The organism is Shewanella aestuarii, assembly GCF_011765625.1.
Classification (GTDB): Bacteria; Pseudomonadota; Gammaproteobacteria; order Enterobacterales; family Shewanellaceae; genus Shewanella; species Shewanella aestuarii_A.
On the sequence record NZ_CP050313.1, the window covers coordinates 2,517,888 to 2,531,755 of the forward strand.

Sequence of the window (13,868 nt, forward strand, 5' to 3'; positions counted from 1 at the left end):
AAAGACTCCGTTGCAGAATGAATTTTTTTAAATTAATACTTTAAGTAAGTATATGCTGTTGTCTGAATTGTGCCAGTTGGTAATTTTTTATTGAAGCTGATTCGAGATCATCAATTTGTGATCTACAAAAATTGGTATTTCGTATTGGGTAGGTTGAGTGCAGGTTGTGAAATAGGGGGCCTTTCATAACAAGCTAAGAGTAAAATGCGTAGTTGTTCTTGCCGCAGTTTTTAATGTCATACATAGTTTTGTCAGCATGCACTAACAGTTCGCTAGCCTTAGTCCCATCGGTTGGAGAAATAGCAATGCCAATGCTAGCACCAATACACATATCTTCTTTGTCAATTGAGAATGGCTTTGAAATGACATCAATGATTTTAATGGCAATTTTGGCTATCTCATCTTTTGTTCCGCTATTAGGCAATAACACAAGAAATTCGTCGCCGCCAATACGCCCAACAGTATCCCCCTCTCGCAAGGATGCTTTAAGTCGCTCTGCGACACCCTTAAGAACCATGTCGCCGACAGCATGCCCTTTGGTATCGTTTACCTCTTTAAAGCCATCTAAATCAATAAAAAATATGGCAGTTTGCGATTTTTTTCGACGCTGAGTAGCCAAAGCCATGTCTAGGCGTTCATTGCAAAGGCGTAGATTAGGTAAACCGGTCAAGTTATCATAGTTGGCTAAATGCTCCATTTTTTCTGATAAGGCTTTAAGTTCAATGGCCTGTTTAAGTAGCTTCGCTTCACTTTTTTTAAGTCTTTCTTCTGTTTCTACATTTTCGGTAATATCTCGTGCAATAGCGAATAAAATACCATCTACTGCATGTGTTGAATTCCATTCTAACCAACGATATTCACCATTTTTAGTTCGGTACCTGTTAACAAATGATATGACTATATGGCCATTTTTCTGCCGTTCTATCTCCTTAAGAGTTGGAGCAAGATCATCTGGGTGCACAAACGATAAAAACGGCTTTGCCATTAGTTCCTCCGAAGTCCAGCCAAGCGTTGTTGTCCAAGCAGGATTTAATCGCTGGAAATAACCATCTGTAGTTGCAATGCATGCCATATCAAGCGCGATAGTGAAGAAAGATTCGTACATTTTTTCTAATGACATTTTAGACTCACATGCATTTTTTAACTTATTGATTAAAAATAGCCATAACATTCATTTATTTCAAATTTGAGATAAATATAATAAATGTATCCGTCTCGTGGTTCACGCCTAGCATTATTTTAATTGAAAGTTTGAAAGTGATTACTTATCAACAAGATGAATACAAAAAATAGCATATACCTAGAAAATTATCTTTCATCAGTCTAACGAAATAGACCTATTCTTTTTAAATTCCATGGTAACAAACTGTCTAGTTCGATCTCTGGTTGACACAATCCATGATGGCATGCCATGAAGTAATCAAATATTTCCTCAAAGTTTTATGTGTCAGGACTTATTGTAAACAACAGTTCTAAGTGAACCGCCCAATGCGGAGCAGCATGCAGGGTGGTGTGGGAGCTGGAGGCTAGATACCTCCGACTACCCGATTAGCTTCACGTGAATAAAATATAACATTACATACTCGAATTAGGGCTATGCCCGATAAACTTGCTTTCCATCCATCCAAGTCTCGAGCACCTTGATATCCTTGATTGTATCTACAGGCACTTTGCGAGGGTCGTTATCGAGAATAACAAGGTCGGCGAATTTGCCCGCCTCGAGGCTGCCGATCTCTTTTTCGGAAAAGAGCTGCCAAGCTGCCTCGGATGTGATTGCGCGGATTGCCGATTCGACAGAGACTCTCTCCTGTGGAGCCAGAACGTAGTCCGGTTCCTTCCAAGTACGCCGCGTCACGGCCATTTCGATCATATGAAGGGGCAATGGGTCGGTTACCATGAAGTCCGAGTGCAGGGTGAAACTGACTCCCGCATTCTCAAGGGACCGGCAGCGATCGAGTAGTTGCGCCTTTTCCGGTCCAAAGACCTCGTCGCGCATTGTAACTCCCCAATAATGCACGTGCCCGATAAGGAAGCTTGCCGAGACACCGAGTTCCTTCATGCGTGTGATCTGGTCGTCATGAAGTATGGAGCAGTGCTCGATCCTTGGCCGCACCATGGCCATATCGATCCCAGCGTCACTCAGTGCCTCGCAGGTGTCGAGAATGTTGTCGATCGCCGCGTCTCCATTGCCATGAATCGCTAGGTGCCAACCTTTCTTGGCCCGCTCGATTGCGGTGGCTGTCAATTCTTCAGGAGACATATAGGCAATACCACGGTCATCACTGTTCAAGTAGGGTTCTCGTTGGAGGCCTGTGTAGCCCTGATTGGAACCATCGGCCACCAGTTTGTAGCCTGCGATGCGCGCCAAGGCGTTGCCATCGCCTTGTTTGACATTGGCCTGATCCCATGTTTCCGCGCCAAGGGTATAAAAGGGGTAAGCCCGGATCCGTGCGTTAAGACGGCCACTTCTTGCTGCAGCCGCCATCACTTGGGCATCAGCAGGCGACTGAGAAAGTGCGCCGAGACTCAGCTCGGATACCGTGGTCAAACCGGTCTCCGACCATTTACTCAGTAGTTCAATGAGAACTTCTTTGGGATCCACCTCCGCCATCGCGGGATAGTTGGACAAAATCTTCAAGAACGCTACATTATTCTTAATGACTCCTGTTAGCTTGCCGGAGGCGTCCCTTACAAATTCGCCACCAGGTGGATCCTGGATGTCATCGGGGATACTGGACACCTCGAAAGCCTTGGAATTGGTGTATGCAATGTGGCCTGAAGCATTCAGTACGAAGATCGGGTTGTCCTTTGAAAGGGCATCAAGCTCCGCAAAGGTCAGAGCATCGGCCCCTTCCTGAACCGCTGGATCGAAGTTCCGGAAGACTAGCCATTCGCCAGCCGGAGTTTGTGCCACCTTGCCAGCGATGTGGGCCAGAACTTCATCGACCGTCTTGTATTTCGCCATGCCGACATAGTCCATAACGCCATCCACAACAGAGCCGATAACGACATGGCTATGTGGATCGATAAACCCAGGAAGTACGGTCCTGCCTTCGAGATCCACAATGGTTGCAGCGCTTCCTGCAGCCTCACGCACCTCAGTGTCGGAGCCTACGGCAAGGATACGGTTGCCGCGAATAGCGATCGCCTCGGCCTCTGAGAAATTGTCATCGACGGTTAGTACCTTGCCACCAGTAAAGAAGATTGTATCTTGACCAGTCGCCTCGGTGTTGGACTTGGAGCATCCAGGCAGAAGGAAAGCAAGGCTTGCGGCGGCTGCGCTTGTCTTGATGAAGCTGCGTCTACTCATTGCAGAGAAATCAATGCCCCAGTTACAAGACCATCCACTGCCGCTGTCGGCCTTGGCCTTCATCGTCTTGAATGCGCTATTCCCCGTAACAAACCCATGAAACCCGCCGCTACAGCAGGCACAACCGTACTTTTCTTTCGCCATATTTTAGATGTCCTATCTAAGTTAGACATAACGCTCCCCACACGGTGCTAGCCTCCGCATCTTCGTGGCTTAGCTAAAAGCCAGTGCCATAATTAGTTTGTCATTAACTAAACAGCAGAGGCTAGCATGAAACAACATAGCATACTTTTCATTGGCTTAGATACTCATAAAGAGTTTGTAGAAGTCGCTTATATTGAAGACTAATATGGCGCTAATCCAGTACACTATAGCCGAATTTCTAGCCCCAAAGATGCTATTACAAAATTTGCCAAACAGTTCCAATCTAAATACCCCAAGGCTACTTTACATTTCGTTTATGAAGCTGGCCCATGTGGCTATTTGATATATAGTTTACTCACCAGTTTAGTGCATTGTTGTTATGTTATCGCACCCTCACTCATCCCTAGAAAGCCTAGTGAAAAAATTAAAACTGACAAATGGGGCGCACTCAAGTTAGCTAAGTTATTAAAGTCAGAAGTTCTTACGCCTATCTACGAGTCTGAGTCTAAAAATGAAGCGATTTGAGAGTTATCTCTTGCTCGTGAAACAGCCATGAAAGATTTAAAAGATGCCAAGTATCAACTTATCGAATAAAGTCATTGATACGGGTTTTGTAGTCTATTGAATGAATGATTCTTTTCAGTGTGCCAGCAACATCAATATTGCGACCTTTTTACCAAGAAATGGCTTCTGCTCTGTCGCAAGTCAACAAAGAAACTTTAATATCAAAAGGAAAGCCTTTATCGCGTAACGATTTGGCTAAACAGATACCTGTGAAATACACGTTATTAGGGGCTCCGCTCATGTGAAAAGCGGGTACATTGTCTGAGTCAATCCTCTTGGAAAGCCTCTCTAACGCCAAAAACAAAAAAAGCCGTTGATAATCAACGGCTTCTTTCGTATTTAATATGGCGGAGGGATAGGGATTTGAACCCTAGAACGGGGTAAACCGTTGCCGGTTTTCAAGACCGGTGCATTCGACCACTCTGCCATCCCTCCGAACGCGGCAAATAATATAAGTATCTTGGTAGCTTGTAAACTACAAATTTAAAAAAAGTGTTTAAATGCCTAGCATTTGAACACTTTGCTGTGACTGCGCTCATCTCATATAGGATGATGCGTCTTATTTCCTTAGCCGTTGCTCGATATTATCGAGACTTAATCTCGTCAATTTTAGGGTAACTTTATTACGGATATTAAGGCCTTCGTGTATTTAACGGATTCATTTAAAGACTTTAAATCGCATTATGCTACTATTTGCTTATTATCTTTATTGATCGTCCAATACTCATCTATGAACTCGACATTATTACCCAGCGCAAAATTGGCTCCCCAGTTTACTGTTCCTAAAGAAATCCCAACTAGCTTCTACCCTAGTCACTTATTACTTGGTCAAGACCGAGTGCTTGATAGCTTCAACTTAATGACAAAGTTACTCGGGCAGCATTTGTTTTTGGCAGATTTCCCTGGGGTTGATCGGGTTAATTTTATTGAGGCGCTTTGCACTCAAGCTGATACGCCATCAGATCAATACCTGGTTGCGGTTAAGTCAAATGAAGAAGACAAAGCCATTGAGTTTAAGTGGCAAGCTCAATTACCGCCTGAAAATGTAGGGATTGTGGCTAGGCAGAATAATTTATCTTGCTACTTACATGGCTCAATTAAACGTCACGATCTGATTGGCCGCATGCAAAAAACAGAAAAAAACAGCCAATATAAAGCAGGAGCACTAGCCTCAAATCATTTTGTATTCATTTGTTTGCATTCAATTTGGAAACGTGAAGGTCTGTGGGAACTGCTGATGCAAGTTTTATCAGATGGCCAGTACCGTATTAATCAAGATTTGGCACCGATACCCGTTAATTGCAAAATTATATTGGTCGGTTCTGGTTTATCTTACAGTCAATTAAAAGTCGAAGACCGTTTATTCAGCCAACATTTTCCCCTTTTAGCTGAAATGAGCCATGAGCTCGATTTAACTAAGCATTCTGAAGCACAATATGTGCAGTGGCTTGCCACACTTGCTAATAGTCACAATGTTACTTTAGAAGTATCTAGCATCTTACCCTTACTTTGGTTTAGCTCGCGTTTAGTAGAACATCAGCAACGCTTGTCACTAAGTATGCATGATATGCGCTTGGTTATGACGCAAGCTTGCGCTTTAAATACTCGTTCAGCCAATAATTCTTCCAACAGTATTAATAGTAATGCGGTAGCAAAAGCGTTATCTCAATTTAAGTTTCGCCATAACAGTTCTGAAGTTTATTCAGCTCAAAACTTTGATGATAACTTTATCAACTTGCCTACAGAGGGGGCGATGGTTGGTCAAATCAACGGCTTAACTGTAATTGATACGAGTGATTACGCTTATGGTGAACCAGCCCGTATTACAACATCTGTGCACTATGGTGATGGTGAAGTAGCTGACATTGAACGCAAATCTGAGCTTGGCGGCAACATTCATACAAAAGGAATGATGATCCTATCTGCTTGTTTGTATCGTATATTCGGGCGCGATGCACCATTACACTTAAATGCTAACATCGTTTTTGAGCAGTCTTATCAAGAAATTGATGGTGACAGTGCATCATTAGCGGAATATTGCTGCTTAATGTCGGCGATTGCCGAGCAACCCATTTTGCAGTCATTAGCGGTGACTGGTGCATTAGATCAATTTGGTAATGTACAAGCTATTGGTGGCGTTAATGAAAAAATTGAAGGTTTTTTCAATTTATGTCAGCGCCGAGGATTAACGGGTCAGCAAGGGGTAATTATCCCTAAAGCGAATGTACTGCAGCTAAACTTAGCACCAGAAGTCATTACAGCTGTGTCTGATGGCAAATTTCATATTCATGCTATTGAGCACATGGATCAAGCGGTCGAACTATTAATGGAACTTCCCGCTGGCGATGCAAATGAAGATAATGATTTTCCTGAACAGACATTATACGGCATGGTGCAACAGCGTTTAGATCGCCTTGCTGGTGAAGACGACGAGGTTGAACTTGGGTTTTTAGCTAAATTATTAGCAAAGTTAAGAATTATTTAGTGATCGGAGTTGTTTAGCGTACACGTGTTCGCTATCTTGTTGCCCACAGAAATCATCTAAGTGGTATTAATATAAATGGAAAGAGCAAACAGTTTTACTAAAGAACAACTTGTCGCTTGCGGCCATGGCAATCTACTTGGCCCTAATCGCCCTCGTTTACCCGTCGATAATATGTTGATGATAGATCGCATTGTAACTATCAATGATAACGGCGGTGAGTTTGGTAAAGGTGAAATTGTTGCTGAGCTTGATATTAATCCTGAACTATGGTTTTTTGATTGCCACTTTGTGGGTGATCCGGTGATGCCTGGATGTTTGGGCCTTGATGCGATGTGGCAGTTAGTAGGTTTCTATCTTGGCTGGGAAGGCGCTGAAGGCAAAGGACGTGCGCTTGGTGTGGGTGAAGTAAAATTTACTGGTCAAGTATTACCTGAAGCTAAAAAAGTCACCTACAAGCTTAATATTAAGCGTACCATCCATCGTAAGTTGGTGATGGGAATTGCTGATGCAGTATTAGAGGTCGACGGTCGTCAAATTTATTCTGCTACCGATTTAAAAGTTGGCGTATTTAGCGATACCTCTACTTTTTAATCTAAGCTACTCGGTTAATATTATGATTAATGCTTAAAAAATTGCCCTCATAATGAGGGCATTGTTTTATCTGAAATATGAGTTTAAAAAATTTATAGCTTAAGTAAGGTAATTATTACTAAAAATCATTTATTAAACAAACCACTTAACCTTCCATCAATCCCTTCTCGCCAGCCACCTAGCCACTGAGACTTTGAATCTAAATTCGCATAGGGACACAAATCCTTAGAGCGTCCTCCTATGCCTGCTTGAAACCCCTTTGAAAAAGCTCTATCTAAACGATCTCTTTTTTGTCTTTTCATGCAAGCGTCCTCATTTGTTAATCAAACAAGCTAGCCAATCTTTGACTAGTTTCAACAATAGAAATAGCTCGTTTTTCGACCAAGATCAACACAAAAAATCATCAATTATAGCGTTCATTTATTAAAGTATTGAGAACACAGTTAAAAAAAATCGAGGAATATTCCTCGATCTTTTAAGTCTCTCGTATAAGTTAATTAATCAACTTAACGTAATGTTGTCATTAAAATGAGTATTTACGGCGTCTTAACCACAGTAAAGGCAGCGCGAATAACCAAACAAAGCTTGCTGCGCCCTTACGTTCATAAGGTTTCTCTTCCGGCACATCGGTAAAGTCACAAGCTTCACCTGCGGTTGGCTTTAACACAACCATACGTGGAAGATAAGAGGTAACAGGGTCACCATTGCCATCAAGTTCAAATAATGGCAATTTTGTTTCTTCGTCAAGAATTAGATTACCATTACTATCAAATTGGTAACGAGGCTTACGAATAAATGCAGTCCCTCCAATGGTACCGTCTTCATTGATGCTATTAGCCTCAACCACATAAATGTCACTGCTGTAGGTTAGTTCCTCGCCGGTTCCATCGATAATGGTTACTTTGTTACGTTCCCAACCATTTTCTTCACTGGCAACATAACCTTTTGACTCACAAACCAACGTATCATTTAAATTTACAAACTCTTTGTCGTTGTGATTGTATAAAAAACCTGCTTTTGGACGCGGTTTTTCTTTGTCGTAAGTGACTTCAATTGACCCAACAACCAGACCTTGGTTATTAATGTCTTTTGGATTGCTACTTAAGTCAGACAAGCCTTCACGGAAATCTTCAGGAGTAATCGGTAATTCAGTTGGATTATTAGTGTCGTAAATAAAGAATTTTGTGCGAGGATAACCACCGATGTACTTGCTGTACTTACCCACCATTAACCCACTGTCGTTAATGTCATAACCAATAGAGGCATAAATGTCTTTATCGTCAAAATCGACCCAATTATATTCATACTCACCATTGGTATTCTTTTTCCAAAAGGCGGCATCTTGATACAAGCGATCTGTTTTGCCATCACGAAATACATGAGAGCGCCCCACCACAACCGCATCGGCATTTAAGCCTAAGCCCTGTGCGGTATAAACTAGAGTTGAATTTTCTGGCGGTGTTAACCCTAAAGGCAGCTCTGTCACTAATGGGTCGCCATTAGCATCAAACTGATTTAAGTCCCACACTAATGCGCGAGTTTGATATTGAATATTACGACGACTGTTTATTGGGTATTGATTAGCCTGAATACAAATATCTACAGGTATTGGATTTTCGGCTTCAGGATCATAGTCGTCGATACAAGAGTTAACATATTTTTCGCTAAATGAGGCGAGCGCAGTACTACCATAACCCGTTGCGATATTGGCTTCATTAACCGCAGCAGCGGCTGACCAACCACCTAGCTCAACCGTTGCTGCCGGTTTGTCCTCTTCTTCTTCCCGTGAGAAGGTGGTGTAAGGTGGTACCAATTGCAATTCAGCTGCTGGAGAGATGTTATCGTTAACGGCAACACCACGAAGTTCAAACTCTCGGTAAAACCAAAAGTCTTGATCTTCAATGGTACCAACATACTCTTCTTTTTTCTCAGGAGCGGTAAAAGATCCCACTTTGATACCGTTACTGTTGATACCGTAAAAATAGGTATCAATCGAGTTAATAATGACTTCACCTTCGTCATCTGTTGAACCCGGAGCAGTGGTACCTGCAATGCTGTAAAACTCGGGCGTCCAAGGCTCTGCAGACTCTGGATTAGCAGATGCAGTAAAAGTAAAGTTATTCGCTTCAATGGCCTTATAGATTGAATAAGAGATTAACTCTTCAGGTGCAATACCATCTTCAACATCAACAATGCCGTCATCAACATCATCAACATCTAGCTTCTTTTTGCCTTTTGAAATACCAATTAATTGGCCATTTGCGTCAACGCCCATAGCATAACCATTTCGAGTGCCATCTAGGGTTCCGCGCAAGTCATAAGTTGCTTCGTCTAGGTTAACAATTTCATAAACTGGTGCGGCATGGGCCGAACCAATCGCACTTAATACACTGATAGCGACCAATGATAAGGCTTTGTCCAACTTTAACTTCATGTAAACTATTCCTGTTTTATTATTCTTTATTTCAATGACTCAAGCTCTTCCCAACGCTCAAAGCATACTTCTAACTGTTGTTCTGTTTGCGCCAATAATTGCAAGGTGCTATTGACTGTATCTTGCGGCTGATTATAAAAGTCAGCATTACTGATTTTGGCTTGTAGCGTTTCAATCTCTTGTTCTAATTGTTCCATTTTTCCAGGTAACTCTTCTAGCTCACGCTGAAGCTTATAAGACAGCTTTTTTGCTGATTTATCAGCAGTTTTGCTTTTAACAACTGGCTTAGTCTCTACTGGTGTTTGATGTTGGACAACCTTTTCTGTAACTGGTTCCTCAGAATAAAATTTAGCACCTTGAGAAACGGCATCTTGGTAACCACCAACGTATTCACTCCATCGACCATTGCCAGTAAACCACCAGCTACTGGTGACGGTATTATCGATAAATTCCCTATCGTGACTTACGATAAGCAAAGTTCCCTCAAAATCAGTCAGCAGAGACTCTAACAACTCTAAGGTCTCAATATCAAGATCGTTTGTTGGTTCATCAAGAATAATTAAGTTTGCTGGGCGCAATAATAGCCTTGCAAGTAACAATCGGTTCTTTTCACCACCAGATAATGCCTTAACCGGTGTGCGTGCGCGCATTGGCGAAAACAGAAAATCTTGCAGATAACTTAAAATATGACGGTCTTGGCCGTTAACGGTAACTGTGCTTTTACCTTCACCCACGTTTTCTTCTACCGTTTTTTCTGGATCTAATGCTTCGCGGTATTGATCAAAATAAGCGATTTCAAGCTTGGTACCGACTTTAATTTCACCCGATTGCGGTTGCAGTTGATCAATCAATAATTTAATCAAGGTTGATTTACCACAGCCATTAGGGCCAATAAGTGCAATACGATCACCGCGCATAACGGTTGCACTGAAATTTTTAACCAGATTTTTCTCAGGGATGTTGTAATCGACATTTTGAATGTCGAACACCAACTTACCTGAACGCTGGCCGTCAGACACAGCCATTTTGGCGTTACCTTGACGATTCAGGCGCTCACTGCGTTCTTGCCTTAGCGCTTTAAGTGCTCGAACACGACCTTCGTTACGAGTACGACGAGCTTTAACACCTTGGCGGATCCATGCTTCTTCTTCAGCTAGTTTTTTATCAAACTGGGCATTTTTTTCAGCTTCAACACGAAGCCATTCTTGCTTACCGTCAAGATATGCTTGGTAGTTGCCAGGCCAAGACGTGACTACGCCTCGGTCTAAATCAACAATTCGTGTGGCCATACGTTGAATAAAACCACGGTCATGGCTGACAAATACAATGGCACCTTTAAAACCCAATAAGAATTGTTCTAACCATTCAATGGTATCTATGTCTAAGTGGTTGGTTGGCTCATCTAAAAGAAGTAAATCTGGCTCGCTGACTAATGCACGCGCTAACGCCACTTTACGTTGCCAACCACCAGATAACTCAGTTAGAGGTTTATCAGCATCTAAGCCTAATAATTCACAGGTTTGTATAATGCGTGAGTCGAGTTGCCAACCATTATTATGATCAAGAATGTCTTGTAATGGCTGCATTTGCTTTAGCATACGCTCCATCATTTCAGGCGATGCATCGGCAATATCGTGCGATAGTTGATGATACTTTTCTAATGCTTCACCGATATCCTTTAAGCCTGCCGCAATATAGGCATAAACCGTACCTTTTTCTGCTTTTGGAGGATCTTGTTGTAAACGACTAACATTGACATCATTGGTGATATTAAATTCGCCATCATCAAGTAATACATCACCCGATAACACCTTCATTAAACTTGATTTGCCAGCGCCGTTGCGACCAACAATACAGACACGTTCACCCGGTTCGATAGTAAAATCCGCATTTTGTAATAACGGGGTATATCCATAGGCTAATGAGCCATTGTTAATTCGGACCAGACTCACACTACTCTCCTAAAAACTGCGCCAGTTGCGACGCATCAAAAGGCCAACACAATTCTTGTTGACCATTAGCAAAAACCGGAATGCTTGTACCGTAACGGGCAGCGAGCTCAGCACAATCACAAATATCGACATAATCAAACTCAACTTGAGCTTGCTGCACGATAGCCAGTGCCAATTCACACAGATGACAGCCGTCTGTGTGGTACAACACATAACGGCTTGCAGGGTTAACACTACTAAGCATGAGTGATCAGCCAAACATTATGAATATGAGGGTTACGCTTATAATCAAGTGGTAAACAAAGGTGATCAATGTTTTCAACCTTCATGCCCATCTTGGTTAATGTATCAATATCCATTTTAAATTTACGCTTGTTATTGGAAAAAATAATTTCCCCTTGTGGCGCAAGTAACTTGATTAAATCACCTAGCATGTTGACATGATCACGTTGTACATCCCAGCTATCTTCCATACGTTTTGAGTTTGAAAACGTGGGCGGGTCGATAAAGATAAGTTCGTATTTTGACTCACTATTATCTTTAATCCACTGCAAGCAATCTGCTTGAACAAACTGATATTGCTTTCCCGATAGATTATTTAGCTCAAAGTTTTCTTTGGCCCAATTAAGATAAGTATTTGACATGTCTACCGTAGTTACGGACTTCGCACCACCAAGAGCCGCATGCACAGACGCCGAGCCCGTATAAGAGAACAAATTAAGTACATTACGTTTGTTCGACTTTTTGCCCACTAACTGACGAGTCACACGGTGATCTAAAAATAAACCTGTATCTAAATAACCTGTTAGGTTTAATTTAAAACGCGCGTTATATTCTTGAGTAATGACTTCAAGCTTTTTATCATCTAACTTTTCATACTGGCGTGTACCCTTTTGACGCTCACGGGTTTTTAAGGTGATACGATCTGGGCTAATGCCTAATGCATGTGGCAAAGATAACAACACATCACTAATACGTCGTTTGGTCACAGCTTCAGGAATCGTTGCTGGCGCTGAGTACTCTTGAATAACTACATAATCAACATACTTATCAATGGCGACGTTATATTCAGGAATGTCTGCATCATAGATACGGAAACTATCAATGTTTTCTTTTTTAGCCCACTTACTAAGCTGCTTGATATTCTTTTTAATACGGTTGGCAAATTCAGGGGCAATATCGCTAATTTCCATGCCATCAGGTAATTGCACCGCCTCACGACGAGTACTAGTTGCATGTAACGTATATAAATTAAACACACACTCAAGCGCACCATTAAACATCTTCATTTGCTTATCAGCTTTAAGCTTTAACGATGACAATAGTTCAACATCACTACAAAGCATGGCCACTTTCCAGCCACCAAATTCTTTTTTAAGCTTGTCACCTAATTGATAATACAGTTGTAGTAGCTCAGTGGTGCTGCCTAAACGCTCACCATAAGGTGGGTTAGAAATTAAAAAGCCGCTATCTGCGGGTGGCGAAACGGTTAATGCATCGGCAACACTGAAATCAATTAAATCAGCTACGCCGGCATTTTCTGCATTACGTTTGGCAATAGCGACTAAGTAAGATTCAATATCTGAACCATAAAACTTAATCTTACAGCGTGATTTACCCAAGGATGCTCTTGCTTTGGCTTCGTCTAACACAGACTGCCATAAGGTTTTATTGTGGCTACGCCAGTGTTCAAAACCAAATTTTTCACGCAATAAACCTGGCGCAATATCTGCAGCCATTAATGCGGCTTCAATTAATACTGTGCCACTACCACAAAATGGGTCGAGTATCGTTTGAGGTTGTTTTTGCCAACCTGAACGCGCCAGCATATTAGCGGCAAGATTTTCTTTTAGCGGGGCTTGGCCAGTTGTTGAACGGTAACCACGTTGATGCAAAGCCGAACCTGAAAAGTTAACCGCAATTGTCACTTGGCCACTACGGAAGTGCGCATCAATTTTAAAATCAGGGTCTACACGGGCTACATCTGGGCGGCTTTCACCATCATCACGAAAACGGTCAACGACCGCATCTTTAATTTTTAACGCACCGAATTGGGTGTTATTAATAAAACCGCCAGTACCATGAAAATCGATACTGAAAGTCTTTTTATTAGAAAAGTGCGAAGGCCAGTCAATACAATATGCTGCGTTATATAGTTGCTCAGGAGATTCACATGGGCCTTTATAGATAACTAGCACAATTCGGCTAGCCAACCTTGTCCATAAGGTAATACGATAAGCAAGTTCAAGCGGGGCGGAAAAGTACACACCAGCAACGCTTTCTTTTACCTCAAGTGCTCCTAAATCTTTAAGTTCACAGGCAAGGCTATATTCGAACCCTTTTGGGGCAGCAGCAAAAAAATTAAACATGGATTGGTTAGTCATCTGT

Annotated in this window: 9 protein-coding genes, 1 tRNA gene and 1 pseudogene; 3 read left to right on the plus strand and 8 right to left on the minus strand. The window is 42.0% G+C overall.

The genetic code is table 11. The features are described from left to right. Positions 1-193: 193 nt before the first annotated feature. Entirely contained in the window at positions 194-1,120 is a 927-nt protein-coding gene (locus HBH39_RS11185) for a sensor domain-containing diguanylate cyclase (protein ID WP_167678283.1), read from the minus strand. Positions 1,121-1,594: 474 nt separating this feature from the next. Beyond that, positions 1,595-3,454, minus strand: a complete 1,860-nt coding sequence (locus HBH39_RS11190) for an amidohydrolase (protein ID WP_167678285.1) — start codon at positions 3,452-3,454, stop codon at positions 1,595-1,597. A 126-nt stretch (positions 3,455-3,580) separates the two neighbouring features. Between HBH39_RS11190 and HBH39_RS11195 the strand changes: the two are divergent. Beyond that, a pseudogene (locus HBH39_RS11195) lies at positions 3,581-4,039 on the plus strand (IS110 family transposase); the annotation flags it as partial. Positions 4,040-4,363: 324 nt separating this feature from the next. Here HBH39_RS11195 and HBH39_RS11200 read toward each other — a convergent pair. Further along, positions 4,364-4,453 (minus strand) — tRNA-Ser (locus HBH39_RS11200). Positions 4,454-4,748: 295 nt separating this feature from the next. On the opposite strand from HBH39_RS11200, the gene HBH39_RS11205 reads away from it, so the two are divergent. Together HBH39_RS11205 and fabA are read left to right on the plus strand one after the other, a co-directional pair. Continuing rightward, entirely contained in the window at positions 4,749-6,503 is a 1,755-nt protein-coding gene (locus HBH39_RS11205) for a S16 family serine protease (protein ID WP_167678287.1), read from the plus strand. 75 nt (positions 6,504-6,578) lie between these two features. Next, complete coding sequence (fabA, locus tag HBH39_RS11210; RefSeq protein ID WP_167678289.1) at positions 6,579-7,094, plus strand: bifunctional 3-hydroxydecanoyl-ACP dehydratase/trans-2-decenoyl-ACP isomerase; 516 nt, start codon at positions 6,579-6,581, stop codon at positions 7,092-7,094. Between the two features lie 125 nt (positions 7,095-7,219). Here the strand turns inward: fabA and rmf are convergent, their stop codons facing one another. The 5 genes from rmf to rlmKL all read right to left on the minus strand — a co-directional run bounded on the left by rmf (position 7,220) and on the right by rlmKL (position 13,849). Then, positions 7,220-7,396, minus strand: coding sequence for a ribosome modulation factor (rmf, locus tag HBH39_RS11215; RefSeq protein WP_167678292.1), 177 nt, complete (start codon positions 7,394-7,396; stop codon positions 7,220-7,222). 221 nt (positions 7,397-7,617) lie between these two features. After that, the gene (locus tag HBH39_RS11220) at positions 7,618-9,528 is read right to left on the minus strand and encodes a DUF3466 family protein (protein WP_167678294.1); all 1,911 of its coding nucleotides are present in this window, start codon (positions 9,526-9,528) and stop codon (positions 7,618-7,620) included. 26 nt (positions 9,529-9,554) lie between these two features. Continuing rightward, positions 9,555-11,480 carry an ABC transporter ATP-binding protein gene (locus tag HBH39_RS11225; RefSeq protein WP_167678295.1) on the minus strand — a complete coding sequence of 642 codons (1,926 nt, stop codon included), beginning with the start codon at positions 11,478-11,480 and terminating at the stop codon, positions 9,555-9,557. A gap of 1 nt (position 11,481) precedes the next feature. After that, complete coding sequence (locus HBH39_RS11230) at positions 11,482-11,724, minus strand: glutaredoxin family protein (protein ID WP_167678297.1); 243 nt, start codon at positions 11,722-11,724, stop codon at positions 11,482-11,484. Then, entirely contained in the window at positions 11,717-13,849 is a 2,133-nt protein-coding gene (gene rlmKL, locus HBH39_RS11235; RefSeq protein WP_167680058.1) for a bifunctional 23S rRNA (guanine(2069)-N(7))-methyltransferase RlmK/23S rRNA (guanine(2445)-N(2))-methyltransferase RlmL, read from the minus strand. Before rlmKL ends, HBH39_RS11230 begins: the two co-directional genes overlap by 8 nt. Between the last annotated feature and the right edge of the window lie 19 nt (positions 13,850-13,868).